This window comes from Methylobacterium mesophilicum (assembly GCF_022179445.1).
Taxonomy (GTDB): Bacteria; Pseudomonadota; Alphaproteobacteria; order Rhizobiales; family Beijerinckiaceae; genus Methylobacterium; species Methylobacterium mesophilicum.
Window position 1 is genome coordinate 23,038 of sequence record NZ_BPQU01000039.1, and the last position, 15,854, is coordinate 38,891.

Genomic DNA, 15,854 nt, shown 5'->3' on the forward strand with positions numbered 1-15,854 from the left:
CGAGTCCGCGCGTTTGGAGGAACTTCGATGGGCGTGCTCAAAACCGGCCAGACCGTGGCGCTGGCTGTCGTCGCGGCCTCAGGCGGCTGGCTGTTTGCCCAGACTTCCTGGGGAGCATCCGACCACCCACCGCGGTTCTCGCAGCTAACCCTCGAGCAGCTTACGCCTGCTCAGCGTCCGGTTGGCGAGAAGATCATGAAGGTATCGAGCGTCGGACTTGCCGGCCCGTACAACCCGATGATCCGAAGCCCCGAGATGGCTCAGCGGATGTACGACTTGCTCGACTACCTGCGCTGGCACACCTCCGTGCCGACGCGACTGAATGAGTTCGCGATCCTGATCCAGGGACGACTCTGGCGCTCGCAGGTCGAATGGTACGCCCATTACCCGCTGGCGATCAAAGCGGGCCTCTCCGAGCAGGTGGCGGCGGATCTCAAAGCGAACAAGCGGCCGGAGGGCATGAAGCCCGACGAGGCGGCCGTGTACGACTTCTGCATGGAGCTTTCCACGCAGCATGTAGTCTCGGACGAAACCTTTGATCGTGCCAAGCAGGTGCTGGGCGAGCAAGGCGTAGTGGACCTGACGACACTCACCGGCACCTACGTGACGGTGGCCATGCTACTGAGCATAGCTAAGGAAGGCGTGCCGCCAGGCAAGGACCCCCCGTTTAAGCCGGGCGAACGGTAGCGAGCGGCAGGCGGTCTTGGCGGATTGTTGTCGGGACCCGCTGGATCTTCGGCGCGGCGGACATCTGCCCGCGCGCGCCGCAACGCATGTCGGAGCGCCTGGTTCGTAGTCGAACGCCAGGTTTGCCCGCACGTCCTCCACAGTCGCGGGGCGACATCGTTCCAAGATCGACGCTCGGCGCGGTTGACGGTTCACGGATCGCCGCCCGAGCAGACGAGGATACAATCCGCTATCGGGCCTTCCGCGTACTCAGGGAGACGCCAAGCAAAACGGCGGCGACGACACCGGCCCAAACAAGCCCAGCACTCATCGTCCCCGCCGACGGTACACCCTTGCGTGCCCGCCAGCCGCCGTCAGCGCTCGTTCCTTGTGGGATCGGTTCCGGCAGCGCCCCATGGTTCCGTGGTCCTGGATCGGCCCGGTCGAATGCGAATCGGAATCCTGTGCCCATCACACGCTCGGTCAGCGAGGGCGCAAGCGCGTAGCCGGCTTGGGCGAGGCGGGCAGGCCAGCCCCCGTCATGCCCGCTGACCTCTCCGACCGCTTTCATCGTTACCTCGTGATCGTCCTGCTGTGCGGGGGAGGAGCCATGATGGGGGCGGCTTGGATATGGGACACGCTTTGATGGCCTCATTTTCCGAGCATCTGAAAGCGAAGGGCTACCTGAAGTGACGGGCTCCCACGCTGAGCCCGACAAGCTGGTCGAGGTCGCCAGGCTCGCGACGGCAATCGCTAACCGCATCCTCGAACAGAACGAGGCGGGCACGACGATCCCGCCAGAGCAGTTCATCATGCTCGTCCGGGCCGCCAGAATGCTCCAAGACAACGGCGCCCCGTGGCCGCCTTCCGTGGAGCACGTGCTAATGGAAGTGGCCAAGCGTGCCGAGCCAGCTGAGGTAGCTCCCCAGGCTGGCCCGGCTGCGACGAAGGGTGACGACGTCGTGGGGCACCTGACGCAAGTTCTCCATGCGATACGGCGGCCGTAGGAAAGCGAACATGTGCATGGGACGATCGAAGCGCAGGCTGCCCGACAGCCTGACCCAGCACCTGTCGGATCCGAAGATCGTAGCCTTTCGGCCCCGGAACCGCCGGCGCGGCGTTTTTCAGAGGTCCGAGGCGGCAAAGAAAATCGGGATCTCGGCCGTGACCCTCATCGTCGTCGTGCTGGCAGGTGGGTACCTGCTGCGCCTGTGGTAGACTGACCGCTACGCGCTCACAGATTGGCTCACCGGTCAGGGCTACGTGCGGCACCGCGAGGATCCTGAGGGCGCAAACTAAGGAATCCAGTTTGCCTGAAAATCATAGCAAAGAGCGGAAGCAGGCCGAGGCCGCGTTCGCCAAGATACAAGATCATCCTGGCGACAAAACCTCCGTCGCGCCGGGTATCAGCGATGCGGATCAGAACACGGCTCGGCTGAAGGCTGCACGTTTGGAACGGGATGGGTCCGCGGGCGAGCTGAAGAAGCTCTGACACACAGTGCTTGCATCTCAACCACTCCCAATCATCGCGGAGGGCCAATGTCTCACTTCCCGATTATACGCTCCAACGATCACACAAGTCTGCACCTGAAGGCTGAGACGCGCGAGACGAACCCCACGGAGGTCTGGGTTGAAATCGAGGAGAAGCGTCAGGTCGTTGAGGAGCGGACAGCGCGCCTGAGAGCAATGAGGCTGGCGCGCGAGAGTGTCGGATGCTGAGAGCATGAACTGACGCTCCTCACCGAGCACCTGAAGGCGAAGGGCTATCTGAAGTGAAGTCATCCGGGTCGCGATAATCCTGGGTGTCGCGGTCCTGTCGGCGGGAGCCGTGAATATCCTCAACGGCATCGGCTATGAGCATCCTCAGCTCATGGTTTTAGCAGCCGGGCTTTTTGCGGGTGTCGTCGTCGCCTTCCTGAAGTGACCGCCCTTGAAGCCGCCAGCGTCATCTTCATCCAACAGAACGGCCGGGGGCCGCAGGCTTGCGACGGGTGCGATGCTTGGTTCTCGGCGGCCAAGCGCCGGCATCATCCAACTGTTCCAGAATGTATGAGTCGGGATTGCGGCCCATCATGTGCTGCCTTGCCCGCCAGTCGCGTTGCTGCGGCGAGAGCAGGTGAATCCAAGGCGGCGGTCCGTTTGGGTCAACGACCCGGTCCTGATCGTCATCCATCGTGGCCTACCTTGGGTTTGCGGCAAGACAGAGCTTACACGAGATCGGTCCGGCCTGGGTTTTGATGGGTCCGGAGGGTAGTCCCGATCAGTCCGTCACTATTTCTCAGGCCCTTTCCAGCCGGATTCGATCACTACCGCCGTCCTGGCGAAGGAGGGCTGCAGCTACCTGCCCGCGAAAAGCATCACGTCATCCCGGGCAGCGCAAGACCGCTGCGAACGAGTTCGTCAACGCCGCTCGCTGATCATGAGCTCGGCGGCGAGCGTGCAACGGGAGAGGTAGGAGGCGGTCGGCATTTCGCCGGTCTACGTCATGCCGGAGGAATGGCCACTTCGTTTGAGGAACATAGTGGACTGCGCGGGGCAGCGTGTCACATTACGGCTAAGCCCCAATCGGAGGCGCTGGGATGGACGCCGTGTCTAAGATCGTTGCTCGCGTTGTCGGGGCTGCGCTCATGTCACTCTGTATCGGCAGCGTTTCAGCGTTGGCCCAGGTGCAACAGGAGCGCTTCAGCTACCCTGTCGGCCTCGATCCCTACGGCGATAATTTCCTGGCGCTGCGCAGCTTGCCAAGCGGCAGCGACGGCGTGCGCGTCGCTAGACTAGGACCGGACACTCTCTTCACCGAACTCGGCCGCCAAGGCGGCTGGGTGAACATCCAGCTGCCTTCCGGCCAGACCGGATGGGTGAGCGCTAAATACGTCGGCTGCTGCCGCACGGCCGCGAGTAGCCGCAGCGCGCCGAGCGGGTCTGCCTCGTCATCGTGCGAGGAGCTGTGGTCCGAGCGGAACACGATCTTCAAGGCCGCCGGCTACTGCTTCCGCACCCCGCAGGCCATTCAAGCGTTCGGCAACGCGGGGTGCCAGTTCGACGATGAGGCCGATGTGCCGCTGTCGACGCGTCAGCGAGAGCAGGTGGCTCAAATCCGGGCGACGGAGCGTCAACTAAGGTGTGCGCCATAACTCGATCAAACAATGCGTATTGCATCAGGCATGGCAATCTGAATGCCTACAAATTATCGCACCTACTCGATAAAAAAGTTCTTGAGGCATTAGAACAGACCTTTAACATCGAGCTTCATCCTGAGGAGTTTGAGGTAGAAGAGGATCCCTTGCTGCCTGATTATGGCCAAATGGATTTGGACCTCTTGGACGAGCGTGTCGACGAAGAGATGGAGAGCCTTCCTATCTCAAGCGAATCGGACGACGAGCCGCTCTGACTGCCGGCCGCTACCCACAAAGTTGCCAGAGGCAGTTGCTCAGCTATCCTGCCGCCATGCGCACAGCCCTCGCCGTCCTCGCCGTCCTCGCCGCTGCCGGTGAGGCGCAGGCTCAGAGCACCGCGGACATCACAGCGTGCCGGGATGTGAAGGACTCGCTGCTCCGCCTTCTGTGCTTCGATGATGTCTCAACGCCAACAGCTCTGACGGCCCCCGCTGCCCCTACAGTGACGGCCAAGCCGAGGGCCCCAGACTTCGCGGCCTATGCCGTTGCTCCCTACCGAGGTCCCCTCAGCTTCCCTGATTTCCGAGGGCGGGACCGTCAGCACGCCACGTACCGGACCCGCATTATGGCCGGAGCGAAAGCTGGTCCTAACTTCGCTGGTCACCTCGCCCTCGTGCCGATCGGCTGCGGAGCCGGATGCGTGTTCGTGCCGGTTGTCGACGTACAAACGGGTCGAATGTTCAACTCCCCTCTTGGGGGTGAGGATCAGTCGTTGCTCGATATGAAGTACCAGGTCGACAGCCGGCTGATTGCCGCCCGCTATATCTCGAACGATCGCTGCAAAGCCGAGGAGATCGTCTGGACCGGCAGCGCTTTCCTGAGGGGTGCGATCAGGGATTTGGGCGACCGCGAGGTGTGCTGGGCTGTGGACTAGTCCGCCTCTGCATCTGCGCCCCGCTACGCTGCTCGACGTCAGACGCTTCCGGCCGCTCTCGCCGTGCCACGATCCTGCACCGGTCCCGAAGCGTGACCTCGTGCTTCGGCCACAGCTCGCAGGCTGCCTCGAATGCAACCCGTGCCATGGCGATGGGGTAGATCACCGCGAGCTGCACCTCGACGCAGCCGCCCGCCTCCTTCCAGACCTCGATGGTGAAGGGCACGCCCGGCGGGACTGGTGTGGTCGGGCGCGCGGGCGGTGGCAACGTGATCGCGGCCAGGCACAAGTGCTCGTACTTACGGGCCGGCGGCGAACCGGGCGGGCGCTGGTAGCGGCACGAGGCCGTGAGGTGACGCAGCACATCGACGGTCGATGTGTCCGGGCCGAACCGCTCTCGGAGGCTGGCGACCGAGTACCGACCAGACCGCTTGCAGGACGAGCAGTCCACGTAGACCCGGCCCGGCAAAACATCCCGTAGAGACCCCAACGCCATCGCCTCCATTCTGGAACGAAGGCGGAACATGCCAGATCCTGCCGCGCGGTTCAGCGGGACGAGGCTTGGGCTCTCTTCATGCCGGTGGAGGGCTGTGGATCGCTTCGGAGAACGCCATCGCTATCAGGCGCTTCGGTCGCCCAGGCCACGAAAATCCGTCGCCTTCTTCGTCGGTGATGGTGAAGCGCACTCATAAGCGGATTGGTGGGGACCAAGTAGCGGTTCTTCACAAGCCGTAAACGCGCCATCGGTATCACGGGGTTGTGAGCCCTGACCGGCGCAGGATCCCCGTGATGCCTCGGCTGCTGCAGCGGTTCGCCCGCGACGAGACCGGCGCCACCGCTATCGAGTACGGCATGATCGCCGCCCTGATCGCCGTCGTCATCATCGGCTCGCTTAGGCTCGTGGGTTCGCGGCTCGGCGCGAAGTTCAGCGCCATTGCCGGCAACCTGAATTGAGCCGAGTCCCGCGGATAGGTCCGCTCTCTCGACCCTAACCGAGTGCCGTCAGGGAACGACGCTCCAAGGGGGCAGTTCAGCTTGTTCGCCAGCCGTGCCGTCGGCTGGCAATTCGCAGGCATTCAGGGGCCGATGCACAAGCTTCCGCCCATGAGCTTGTACCAGCTCCGCCTGCTGTCCGCGGACGGGCCGCGCTTCTACAAAGTGACCGCCTACCTGCGGCGGCTGGAAGTGATCCAGCTGATCGACGCGACCGGACGAACCGACATGGCCTTAGGCAGCATCGAGTATCAAATCACCGACGCTGGGCGAGCTGAATTGGCGGAACGCTACGGCCCTGCGTCTCCGCCACCGACTGCTGAGTGATTCAGGTCCTCAGCTGAACCCTGCTCCTTTCCACGTCACCGGGCCATGGGTCCGGACGCTCGGCCCCGCCCCGATCTGCTCACGGCCCGGGGCGGAAATCGGCCGATCAAAAGCGGCGCATGTAATCTCCGAGTTCGAGGCGCATCCCCGCTTCGAAGCCGATGTGCCATGCCCGGACTTCAGCAGTTCGCATGCCGGCTTCCTGATGCCCCTGGGCCACGATGATCCCGACCTGCTCGAGCCGGCGCACGACGCCCTCAACGCTGCCTGTCTCCGGGCTTAGCGTCTTGATCATCTCGCTCGCTGCAAGCCGGCCAGCTTTTTCGCCGCGAGCGGTGGGAGCTAGCAGCTTGCTATGCGGCGGCATGGGTCTCGATTGCCTCACCTCAGTGAGCCGATACGCAACGCGGCTCGAGCAACACGATGAGGCCAGGCGGTTATCGGGGCGTGCCAGGAGGTCGGCCGCGGCGTCCCGCGCCGGGATCGCAGCATGAGAAAGCCCGCGCCGGTGGACCCCGGGCGGGCTTTCCCCTGACCATGCCCGAGGGGTGGCGGGCCGGATCCGTCCAGATGGTAGACGCGCGGCGGGCAAAGAAAAGCCCCGCGCGGCGGCTGCCGGCGGGGCGAAGGTTGTGACCTCGAACTCGGGGGAGTCTGAAATCACGTCGGCCATACCCCAGACGCCAGCGTAGCGAACCCAGCCACGGCGCCGCACCGGCCATGGATCTGTGTCAGGTGGGCATAGGATCGTGCAGGCCCCGGATCAGCATTCGTAACCGCTCAGCTCCAACTTAAGGTGGACGATTCGACGCTGTCCGATTGCCGGAAGCTGTAGTTGGGCTATCGCTTCGGGATGCGTCACACCCTCGTCGCCCTACTGCTGCTCAGCGTCCCCACTCTGGCCGCCGAGCCAATCGCCGGTCGCGCCTTTGTCACGGACGGCGACACCGTGGTGATCCACGGTACCCGCATCCGCCTGTTCGGCATCGACGCGCCGGAGAGCGCCCAGCTCTGCCAGGACGCGGCGGGCAAGGACTATCGCTGCGGCCAGCGGGCGGCTCTGGCGCTGGCCGACCGGATCGGTGAGGCACCGATCTCCTGCGAGCCGCGGGACACGGATCGCTACGGGCGCACCGTCGCGGTGTGCCGGAAGGGCACCGAGGACTTGAACGCCTGGATGGTGCAGCAGGGCCTCGCCACAGCCTACCAGCGGTATTCCCGCGACTACGTCCCAGCCGAGGCGACTGCGCGAGCTGCGAAGCGCGGGCTCTGGGCTGGAACCTTCGACCCGCCGTCGGACTGGCGGCGCGCCAAGCGTGCCAGCGGTGTCGAGACCAGGCCGGAGATGGAGAAGCCCCCGGCAGCCGCGCCGGCGCCAGCGCAGGCCGCCTGTGCGATCAAGGGCAACATCTCGCGGAAGGGCGACAAGATCTATCACCTGCCCGGGACCCGGGACTACGAGCGCACCGCGATCAATACCGGATCCGGCGAGCGGATGTTCTGCAGCGAGGACGAGGCGAAGGCGGCGGGCTGGCGAGCGGCGCGCAGCTGAGTGGGCATCGCCCGACTACCAGATTGCACCTCCGCACTCGGCCTCTCAGCCCCACCGCGGTCTGCTCATGGGGCGGGCCACGTTGAGGGCAATCCCGCATGCGACAGCGTCATCGAACCACCGTTCGCCGAAAAGCGTTCTTGCCTCGCAACGGGGAGGAGAACCGAATGAAGGTGATTTCAGCGACTGTCTTGGGTCTGGCGCTGCTGAGCGGCGTAGCTCCGGCCTTTGCACAACCCTATGGTGGGCGCGACTACGATCGCGGTGACTATGGCTCCCGCGACCGGGGCTACGGAGATCGCGGCTATGGCGATCGAGGCTACGGCGACCGTGATCGCCGCGATTACGATCGGGACAATGACCGAGGCTCGCGAAGCGGTCGTGGCGACTACGCTTTCAACGAGGCGGAGTATCTGCGCTGCAATCCGGACGTGCGCCGCGCGGTCATTGGGCGAGCGATCAAGTCCGGGCTGGAGCACTACCGGAAGGTTGGAATGGCGGAAGGCCGGAAGCTGAGCTGCTGATCGAAAGCCTTCAGCGCGCGGCCAAGAGTGACCGGCCGTGAAAAAGCCCGCGCCGGCGAACCGGGCGGGCTGATCCAGGCCGGACCATTCTGGTGAGGAGGAGGTCGGGTCCGAAAGGATCCTACAGCGCCCCGAACCAAAAGAAAGCTCGCCGCAGGGTAAGCCGGGCGGGCGAAGGTAAGGGGCCTCCTGGTGCGTTGCGCCAGGCGACAAGGCGACCGTATCAGTGCTGCGGACATAGGAAAGCCCGCCACGATGACAGATCGGGCGGGCTTTCAGCCTCGGACAAAGGTGTCACCGCGGTGCCCGAGGCTCTGATGGCGCCAGCTGTTGAGACGGGCGCCAGAGGCAATTGTAGTGCTGCAGCGCAACAGGAACACTCGTAGTGCACTACGTCAGGCGACGAGGGTTATGTGGCAGGGACGACATCGACCGGTCTGATCCGCCTCTCAGCTGGGTCCTGGAACACCCCGGACCACAGACCCAGATGCTGCCCCCACGCCCGCTCGGCGGCCTTCGTGTAGTCCAGCCCATGGGTCCGATCTGGCACGGCGTAGCCACGCCCGACCATCCAGGCGCCAAGATCCTCGTCACCGACCCGGCAAATCGCTTCGACCGCACCCCCGGCCGTACCGCTGCGTGTTTCGCAGGCGATGACAGCGCCGCCGATATGGTCCTTGAGCGCTCGGGCCACCGTTCGACCGCATGCATAGGGTCGATCCTGCGTGTCCGAGCAGGTTTGGTCGGCATCCGGCGCCACGATGCCATAGAGGCTGATGCGGCTGACGCCGACCACAACGGTCTCGCCGTCGAGCACCCTGGCTGGGCCGCGTAGAGTCTCGCCTGCTTGGGCGGGGGCATGCCATGCGAGCCCGCCCGCGAGTAACGCCGCCAGCAAAGGCAGCTGCGAGCGGCGGCCGGTCTCATCGGGGCACAGGATGATACCGGCGAGGCCGGCGGCGCAGGCGAGGAGGGCACCGAGGATCAGGGACATGGGGTCGTCTCCGGAAGAGGTCTGGCCCCCTTCTGTCGGAGTGCCGCCTTGCAACCCTGACGGCCCTTGTCAGCCTGCCGTCAGGCAACCCGAGCTATGCCTGTGCGGTCACGGGATAATTTCGGGCGACCGGACCCCACCTCTCCCCGTCATGGCCGAGCCCGAGCCCGTATGATCCAGCCCCCGTCCCGACGCGCCGCGCTTATGCTGTTCGCTTGCGCGGCCTGGCCGGCGCACGCCTCCGAGGATGCCGATCGCGCCCGTCGCGCCCTAGAGAAGGGCGAGATCCGCCCGCTCGACGAGATCCTGCGCGCCGCCCGCGAGGCGGTGCCGGGAGACGTGGTGGCGGTCGATCTCAAGCGCGACGATGGGCAGTGGCTGTACAAGCTGCGCATCCTCGGCACCGACGGAAAGCGCCGCTCCGTGAAGGTCGATGCTGGCTCGCTCAAGATCCTGGACGAAGACGACGATGATTGAGCGCGGGAGCAGGCCGTGCGCGTCCTAGTGGTCGAGGACGAACCGCGCATCGCCGCGGACGTGAAGCACGGGCTCGAGCATGCCGGCTACGTGGTCGACGTGGTCGCGGACGGCGAGGCGGCGTGGTTCCGCGCCGAGACCGAGCCCTACGATGCGATGGTGCTCGATCTCGGCCTGCCGCGCCTCGACGGGCTCGGCGTGCTGCGGCGGCTGCGGGCGGCCGAGGTGGCGCTGCCCGTGCTGATCCTCACGGCCCGGGATGGCTGGCGCGAACGGGTCGAGGGCATTGATGCCGGCGCCGACGACTATCTGGTCAAGCCGTTCCGCATGGAGGAGCTGAACGCACGCCTACGGGCGATCCTCCGGCGCACGGCCGGCCACGCCTCGCCAGTGCTCCGGGCCGGAGACGTAGAACTCGACACCCGCACTCGAGCGGTGAGTGTCGCGGGCCGACCGACCGAACTGACCGCCCTCGAATACCGGCTCCTGGCCTTCCTGCTGCACCGGCAGGGACAGGTCGTCCCGGCAGGCGAGCTCCTGGACCACCTCCACGGCGTCGGCACCGAGCGCGAGACCAACGCACTCGAAGCGCTTCTGACCCGCCTGCGTCGCAAGCTCGGGTCCGGGGTAATCGAGACCCGCCGCGGCCAGGGCTACCGCATCCCGGACGCATCGTGAGGCGCGACTCCCTGCAACTGCGGCTGGGGCTGGCGGCGGCGGGGCTGATCGGGCTCGCCCTGCTGCTAGCCGGCGTCGGCCTAACGGTGATCCTCGACCGGGTGCTCGACGTCCGCACCGCCGACGAGCTCGACTGGACCGCCAAGCTCATCGCCGGCCGGGTCAACCTCGCCGCAGATGGGAGCCCGATCGTCTCCCGGGAGCCGCCGGACCCGCGCTTCGCCACGCCTTATGGCGGACTGTACTGGCAAGTTGAGGCTGGGAGCCAGGTCCTGCGCTCGCGCTCGCTCTGGGACAAGCGCCTGGACCTGGGACCCACTACCGGCGACGCCCCAGCGACCGTGGAGGCCACCGGGCCGGATGGCGGCCGGCTGATCGCCATCGTCCGCCCCCTGGAGATCGGCCCGCGCGGTGCCGAGACCGGCTTGCGGGTGGTCGTGGCGGAGGACCGGCGCGACCTGGCGGCGAGCCGGGCCACATTCCTGCGCCTGCTGGTCCCTGGGCTGGCGGCCCTGTTTGGGGTGCTCACCCTCGCCCTGTGGCTGTTCGTGCACCGGGCGCTGGCGCCGTTCCGCGTGCTGCAGCAGGATCTCGGCGCGGTCCATGCCGGGACCCGGACGCGGTTGCCGGATCATTTCCCCGACGAGGTTCTGCCGCTGATAGCCGACCTCAACCGGCTGCTCGACGCTCAGGAGCGCGCCCTGATCCGAGCCCGGGCCGCGGCCGCCGACATGGCCCACGGCCTCAAGACGCCGCTTGCCGTGCTGGACGCCTTGGCGCGCCGGACCGGGCCGACCAATGCCGGCTTGTCAGAGGAGATCGCCGAGCAGGCCTGGGCGATGGCGGGCCAGGTCGAGCGCGCGCTCGCCCGAGCGCGGATCGCTGCGGCCGGCGACCTGCGGCGCCGGACTTGCCGGGTCGCCCCGGTGGCCGAGCGCCTGATTGCGACCATGCGCCGGCTGCCAGAGGGTGATTCGCTCGCTTGGGACATCGCCGTGCCAGAGGGGCTCGCCTATCCGGGCGAAGAGGGCGAGCTGATGGAGGTGCTGGGCAACCTGCTCGACAATGCTCGTAAATGGGCGCACCGCCGCGTCCGAGTGGCTGGGGCAGTAGATGGTGGGGGCCTGCAGCTCACGATCGAGGACGACGGCCCTGGCATGAGCGAAGCCGCGATCTCCGGCATCGGTCGCGGCCAACGCTGGGACGAAAGCCGCCCGGGTACGGGCTTTGGTATCGCCATTGCCCGCGATATCTCTGAAGCCGCGGGCGTGAGGATGCGCTTCAATCAATCAGAGATGGGTGGTTTGCTAATCGAGCTGAGATGGCGTGACTCGAGCGACGGTCTCAGACCCAGTCAGATCTGAATGCCGTGCGCGTTCGTCGCTGCCGAACTAACATCACCTTGGCTACCCTCCCCCGGAGATGGAGAGGGCCCGGAGGCCCTCCGATCAGATCGCCCGGGCCTTGTAGCGGACGATCCCGCATCTGTTCAGAAGATCAACCCGCTTGTGAGCCTCGCGCTGGCTGATCTTGGTGAGGAAAATCTTGTTGAGCTTGGTGTCGATGATCCGGAGTAACTTGGTCATTTGCTTGGTTCCTTGCTGCCGACGGCTAAGAAATAATTGCGAATGATTTTAGCATCAGCGAGCATTCGAAAGAAAAACGCAGATCAGGCGAAGTTTGCGCGCGCCGACGAAGGTCAGCTCAGTGTACTTCCTGATGTCGTGGGAGAACCCGACCGGCGTAAAGTTGGAGCAGCGTGGCTGATAAACGACCTGACGCTGCCGCTAGCTGTGGCGCCTACCGAGTAACTGCAAATCGCCAAGGTTAAAATAACCTCAGCGTTAGGCGTAGCAGAATGAACAAGCCCAGGAATGGGAAAAACGATCTCTGGCGATCCAATTGGGAAAATGCCTGAATAAAGCGGGACTTGGATCAGATATGGCGTCCCGATCTCTTGACTCTCAATTCGGTTCGGATCGTTTGTGTGGATGAGCATGAAAGGATCACAACGTGTCCGAGAACACACCCACCCCGCAGAATAACCATATCGAACTGAGCGCCGATATCGTGGCGGCATACGTGTCGAACAACAGCGTTCCGGTCGCCGAACTGCCGGCCCTGCTTTCCGGGGTCTACTCCGCTCTGTCCGGGCTCGGCCAGGGTGGCGCCCCGGAAACGTCCGCGGTCGAGAAGCCTACGCCTGCACAGATCCGCAAGTCCGTAAGAGACGACGCGCTGGTAAGCTTCCTTGACGGCAAGCCATACAAGACGCTGAAGCGGCACCTCAGCGGCAACGGCATGACGATCGAGCAATACCGCGAGCGCTTCGGTCTGCCGAGGGATTATCCCTCGACGGCCGCGAGCTATTCAGCGCAGCGCTCGGCGCTCGCCAAGAGTCTCGGGCTGGGTCAGCAGCGGCGGAAGGCGGCGGCAAAGACCGCCCAGACCGACGAGACCATCGCCGAGACGCCGAAGAAGGCTGGCCGATCGAAGAAGGCTGCGGAGCCGGCAGCGAAGCCCACCAAGGGCCGCAAGAAGGCTTCATCGGCCGTCGCGGCCGAGTGAGAGTGTTCGGCGCGGACAGCCTATCGATCCAGACTGTAGGCAGATCCAGGACGTGGGCGGCGAGCGAATGCTGCCCACGCTCCAATCCAAGCTGCACTCAACGAGCTATCTCATCCGCCGCCGCCTCCATGAGTGACCGTATCGCTTCGTTAAGCGTCGTATGGTCAGCCTGGCCGCTACAGCCGACTTGGATCGGCATGACAATTTCGGACCCATATACGCAGAGATTCACGGCGCTCGTTCACCGTCGAGATCAAGTCTACTGATCGTCGACATGGGACCGTCATCCCTCGGCGCTCGGCCCCGCCAGCAGTCACCTCGCCGTGGTTCAGCACGATCGTCTCTTCCGAACCGCCAGCACCAGTCCCAGAGCAGCGTCGCGTCCTGCCTAGCCTCATCGTATCCGAGGCGGTCGAGATCGAGGTCGAGCTGATGCCGGTCGCTGATGAGATCCGCATGAAGCGCCCGCGCGGCCGGCCTCGCAAGACCGCCCCCGCCCCGTGCGCGTCATTCGAAGATCTGGCTGACGCTGCACCTGCTTACCCGCTCTCGGTAGCCGCTGTGCCGCTGCCAGTGGAAGATTACGCTGCGGCGGCTCCCTCGCCAGCGCTTCGCTCCCTCAAGATTAAGCCAGAGCCGAACCTCGCACCTGGCGAGCGGTGGAAACGGCGTCTCGGGCGCTGGGCACGGTAAGCCCCGTATCTCGGGGGCCGGTCATGTGTCGAAGTCCGTGCCGTTTGGACATCGCTTCCCGAGCCGATGATCCAGGGAGTGCGCCGGTCCACTTATCTGACCGCCCCTGTGCTGCGAGCTAGAGCCGGTCCCGGGCTGATGGCGACGGGTTAGCGGGTGGCGCGTTGCGAGGTGGAGGAGCCTGCCGATGCCTTCACCTCTGTCCGTCGACTTACGCGAGCGTGTCGTGGCCGCCGTGGCGTCAGGTGCCTCGTGCCACCGAGCGGCAGCTCGTTTCGGGGTCAGCGTGTCGAGCGCCAGCCGCTGGTCGCCGCGCTCGCACCAAGAGGGCCATGTCGCGCCCAAGCCGATGGGCGGCGATCACACCTCGAAGCGCATTGAGGCGCATGCCGCGCTGATCCTGGCAACTTCCAAGCAGGAGCCGCGTCTCTTCCTGCGCGAGTTGCGCGACCGACTGGCTGAGCAGGGCGTCCAGACCAGCACGAGCGGCTTGTCGCGCTTCTTCCAGCGGCACGCGATCACCTGGAAAAGGGGGCGACGTACGCAGCTGAGCAGGAGCGTGAAGACGTAAAAGCGGCGCGCGAGGCGTGGTTTGAGGCGCAGCCCGAGCTCGATCCGGACCGGCTGGTGTTCCTAGATGAGACGTCGGCTGCCACCAACATGGCGCGGCGCTCTGGCTGGGCCCCGCGCGGCGAGCGCTGCCGGCTCGCAGCTCCGTTTGGCCATTATAAAACAACGACCATCACCGCCGCACTGCGCACGTGCGGGCTGTGCGCGACCGCGCTGTTGGACGGCCCCACGAACGGCAAGCGCTTTTGCAGCTATGTCACCGAGACTTTGGTCCCGGTGCTGCAGCCCGGCGACATCGTCGTCATGGATAACCTGCCAGCCCACAAGGTCGCCGGCGTGCGTGAGGCGATCGAGGCCGCAGGAGCGCGGCTGCTCTACCTTCCGTCCTACAGCCCTGATTTCAACCCGATCGAACAGGCTTTCGCAAAGTTGAAGGCGCTGTTGCGCAGCGCGGCCGCTCGCACGATCCCGGATCTCTGGGCAGCGATCCGTCAGGCATTCTCGTGCTTCACCCCGCAGGAGTGCCGCAATTACCTCGCCGCAGCCGGCTACGAGAACGACTTGGCCGTCGCTACCTGACCGGGAACAGCTCTAATGCCGCAAGGCACACAGGATAAATTTAACGCCGATGTGGCCGGCTTGCCGCCGATGCTTATACTAGAGCGTTTTCGGTTTGAGCTGAATCGGACCGTGGGGGTTCACGCGGTACAGGCGAGCTGATTCATTGCGCGCTCGCAATGAGGAGCATGTCATGGGGCGACCCTACAGCCAGGATCTGCGTGAGCGCGTGATCGACGCGGCCAGCGCGACCTCCCGCCGGCAGGCAGCCAAGCGCTTTGGGGTGGGGGCTGCGACGGCGGTCCGCTGGATGATGGCCCTCACCACGACCGGAACCGTGGCGGCCCGCCCGCAGGGACGGGCCCGCCGCTCCAAGCTCGATCCGCACGAGGGGTTCCTGCGCGACCTGATTGCTGAGAGGGACGACATCACCCTGGAGGAGATGCGGATCCGCCTGCGGGAGGAGCACGATCTCACGGTCGGGCTGAGCACCCTGTGGAGCTTCCTCGACGCGCGCGGCCTGACGTACAAAAAAAGACCGCCCACGCCTCGGAGCAGGACCGCCCGGACGTGAAGGCGGCCCGCGAGGCTTGGTTCGAAGGCCAGCCCGACCTCGATCCCGCCCGCCTCGTGTTCCTCGACGAGACCTGGACCGCGACCAACATGGCCCGCACCCGCGGGCGCTCACCGCGCGGCGAGCGGCTGCGCTCGGGCGTGCCGCACGGCCACTGGAAGACAACCACCTTCGTGGCGGGCTTGCGCCTGTCCGGGCTCGGTGCGCCGTTCGTGCTCGACGGGCCGATCAACCGTGCCGCTTTCCACGCTTACGTCGAACACGTGCTCGTGCCCGAACTCACCCCCGGCGACATCGTCGTGATGGACAACCTCGGCAGCCACAAGGGCCCTGCAGTGCGAGCCGCCATCGAAGCGGCGGGCGCGCGGCTGCTGTTTCTCCCGCCCTACTCGCCGGACTTCAACCCGATCGAGATGGCCTTCTCCAAGCTCAAGGCGTTGCTGCGCAAGGCCGCCGAGCGCACCGTCGAGGGGTTGTGGGCCACCATCGGGCGGCTCATCGACACCATCACCCCTGACGAGTGCGCCAACTTCTTCATCGCCGCAGGGTACGATCCTGATTAAACCGAAAACGCTCTAGAGCCGTGCCCGGCCGCGTTGCGACGGGTTAGCCGTTTGCAGCGTTGAGTGG

At 65.4% G+C, this 15,854-nt stretch carries 19 protein-coding genes; 15 read left to right on the forward strand and 4 right to left on the reverse strand.

The features are described 5' to 3' along the window. Nucleotides 1–27: 27 nt before the first annotated feature. The 3 genes from MFF40_RS24990 (at nucleotide 28) to MFF40_RS25000 (ending at nucleotide 2,158) form a co-directional block, all read left to right on the forward strand. Nucleotides 28–687, forward strand: a complete 660-nt coding sequence (locus MFF40_RS24990; RefSeq protein WP_238262671.1) for a carboxymuconolactone decarboxylase family protein — start codon at nucleotides 28–30, stop codon at nucleotides 685–687. A gap of 1,002 nt (nucleotides 688–1,689) precedes the next feature. Then, nucleotides 1,690–1,884 carry a hypothetical protein gene (locus MFF40_RS24995; protein ID WP_238262673.1) on the forward strand — a complete coding sequence of 65 codons (195 nt, stop codon included), beginning with the start codon at nucleotides 1,690–1,692 and terminating at the stop codon, nucleotides 1,882–1,884. A gap of 91 nt (nucleotides 1,885–1,975) precedes the next feature. Next, nucleotides 1,976–2,158, forward strand: coding sequence for a hypothetical protein (locus MFF40_RS25000; RefSeq protein ID WP_238262675.1), 183 nt, complete (start codon nucleotides 1,976–1,978; stop codon nucleotides 2,156–2,158). Between the two features lie 459 nt (nucleotides 2,159–2,617). On the opposite strand, the gene MFF40_RS25005 is transcribed toward MFF40_RS25000, so the two are convergent. Continuing rightward, nucleotides 2,618–2,839 carry a hypothetical protein gene (locus tag MFF40_RS25005; RefSeq protein ID WP_238262677.1) on the reverse strand — a complete coding sequence of 74 codons (222 nt, stop codon included), beginning with the start codon at nucleotides 2,837–2,839 and terminating at the stop codon, nucleotides 2,618–2,620. Nucleotides 2,840–3,245: 406 nt separating this feature from the next. Here MFF40_RS25005 and MFF40_RS29105 point away from each other — a divergent pair, with 406 nt between their 5' ends. From MFF40_RS29105 to MFF40_RS25030, 4 genes are all read left to right on the forward strand, one after another. Next, a complete protein-coding gene (locus tag MFF40_RS29105) occupies nucleotides 3,246–3,800 on the forward strand; it encodes a YARHG domain-containing protein (RefSeq protein ID WP_378996378.1) in 555 nt (184 codons plus the stop codon). A gap of 313 nt (nucleotides 3,801–4,113) precedes the next feature. After that, the gene (locus tag MFF40_RS25020; RefSeq protein WP_238262679.1) at nucleotides 4,114–4,716 is read left to right on the forward strand and encodes a hypothetical protein; all 603 of its coding nucleotides are present in this window, start codon (nucleotides 4,114–4,116) and stop codon (nucleotides 4,714–4,716) included. A gap of 789 nt (nucleotides 4,717–5,505) precedes the next feature. After that, nucleotides 5,506–5,670 (forward strand): Flp family type IVb pilin, encoded by a 165-nt coding sequence (locus MFF40_RS25025; protein ID WP_147907892.1) that lies wholly within the window; start codon nucleotides 5,506–5,508, stop codon nucleotides 5,668–5,670. A gap of 81 nt (nucleotides 5,671–5,751) precedes the next feature. Next, nucleotides 5,752–6,036: a hypothetical protein gene (locus tag MFF40_RS25030; RefSeq protein ID WP_238262681.1), complete on the forward strand. Its 285-nt coding sequence runs from the start codon at nucleotides 5,752–5,754 to the stop codon at nucleotides 6,034–6,036. A gap of 106 nt (nucleotides 6,037–6,142) precedes the next feature. Here MFF40_RS25030 and MFF40_RS25035 read toward each other — a convergent pair whose 3' ends face one another. Beyond that, a complete protein-coding gene (locus MFF40_RS25035) occupies nucleotides 6,143–6,331 on the reverse strand; it encodes a hypothetical protein (RefSeq protein ID WP_238262683.1) in 189 nt (62 codons plus the stop codon). A gap of 558 nt (nucleotides 6,332–6,889) precedes the next feature. Here MFF40_RS25035 and MFF40_RS25040 point away from each other — a divergent pair. Together MFF40_RS25040 and MFF40_RS25045 are read left to right on the forward strand one after the other, a co-directional pair. Then, a complete protein-coding gene (locus MFF40_RS25040; protein WP_238262685.1) occupies nucleotides 6,890–7,588 on the forward strand; it encodes a thermonuclease family protein in 699 nt (232 codons plus the stop codon). Between the two features lie 167 nt (nucleotides 7,589–7,755). Continuing rightward, complete coding sequence (locus tag MFF40_RS25045) at nucleotides 7,756–8,112, forward strand: hypothetical protein (protein WP_238262688.1); 357 nt, start codon at nucleotides 7,756–7,758, stop codon at nucleotides 8,110–8,112. A gap of 409 nt (nucleotides 8,113–8,521) precedes the next feature. Here the strand turns inward: MFF40_RS25045 and MFF40_RS25050 are convergent, their stop codons facing one another. Further along, complete coding sequence (locus MFF40_RS25050) at nucleotides 8,522–9,106, reverse strand: thermonuclease family protein (RefSeq protein ID WP_238262690.1); 585 nt, start codon at nucleotides 9,104–9,106, stop codon at nucleotides 8,522–8,524. Between the two features lie 204 nt (nucleotides 9,107–9,310). On the opposite strand from MFF40_RS25050, the gene MFF40_RS25055 reads away from it, so the two are divergent. The 3 genes from MFF40_RS25055 to MFF40_RS25065 are packed head-to-tail and all read left to right on the forward strand — an operon-like array spanning nucleotide 9,311 to nucleotide 11,625. Then, entirely contained in the window at nucleotides 9,311–9,583 is a 273-nt protein-coding gene (locus MFF40_RS25055; protein WP_238262691.1) for a PepSY domain-containing protein, read from the forward strand. Nucleotides 9,584–9,598: 15 nt separating this feature from the next. Next, entirely contained in the window at nucleotides 9,599–10,261 is a 663-nt protein-coding gene (locus MFF40_RS25060; RefSeq protein ID WP_238262693.1) for a response regulator transcription factor, read from the forward strand. Continuing rightward, a complete protein-coding gene (locus MFF40_RS25065) occupies nucleotides 10,258–11,625 on the forward strand; it encodes an ATP-binding protein (protein ID WP_238262695.1) in 1,368 nt (455 codons plus the stop codon). Before MFF40_RS25060 ends, MFF40_RS25065 begins: the two co-directional genes overlap by 4 nt. Nucleotides 11,626–11,709: 84 nt before the next feature. On the opposite strand, the gene MFF40_RS25070 is transcribed toward MFF40_RS25065, so the two are convergent. After that, complete coding sequence (locus tag MFF40_RS25070; RefSeq protein WP_238262697.1) at nucleotides 11,710–11,847, reverse strand: hypothetical protein; 138 nt, start codon at nucleotides 11,845–11,847, stop codon at nucleotides 11,710–11,712. A 427-nt stretch (nucleotides 11,848–12,274) separates the two neighbouring features. Here MFF40_RS25070 and MFF40_RS25075 point away from each other — a divergent pair, with 427 nt between their 5' ends. From MFF40_RS25075 to MFF40_RS25085, 3 genes are all read left to right on the forward strand, one after another. Then, the gene (locus MFF40_RS25075; RefSeq protein WP_238262699.1) at nucleotides 12,275–12,829 is read left to right on the forward strand and encodes a Ros/MucR family transcriptional regulator; all 555 of its coding nucleotides are present in this window, start codon (nucleotides 12,275–12,277) and stop codon (nucleotides 12,827–12,829) included. 880 nt (nucleotides 12,830–13,709) lie between these two features. Continuing rightward, nucleotides 13,710–14,671, forward strand: a protein-coding gene (locus MFF40_RS25080; RefSeq protein WP_238262701.1) for an IS630 family transposase whose coding sequence is annotated in 2 segments (ribosomal slippage) — nucleotides 13,710–14,049 and nucleotides 14,049–14,671 — 963 coding nt in all. Because the reading frame shifts where the segments join, the coding sequence is not laid out codon by codon here. A gap of 172 nt (nucleotides 14,672–14,843) precedes the next feature. Continuing rightward, nucleotides 14,844–15,787 (forward strand): IS630 family transposase gene (locus tag MFF40_RS25085; protein ID WP_238262704.1). Its coding sequence is split into 2 segments (ribosomal slippage): nucleotides 14,844–15,180 and nucleotides 15,180–15,787, totalling 945 coding nucleotides; the frame shifts between segments, so codons are not numbered across the junction. Nucleotides 15,788–15,854 lie beyond the last annotated feature (67 nt).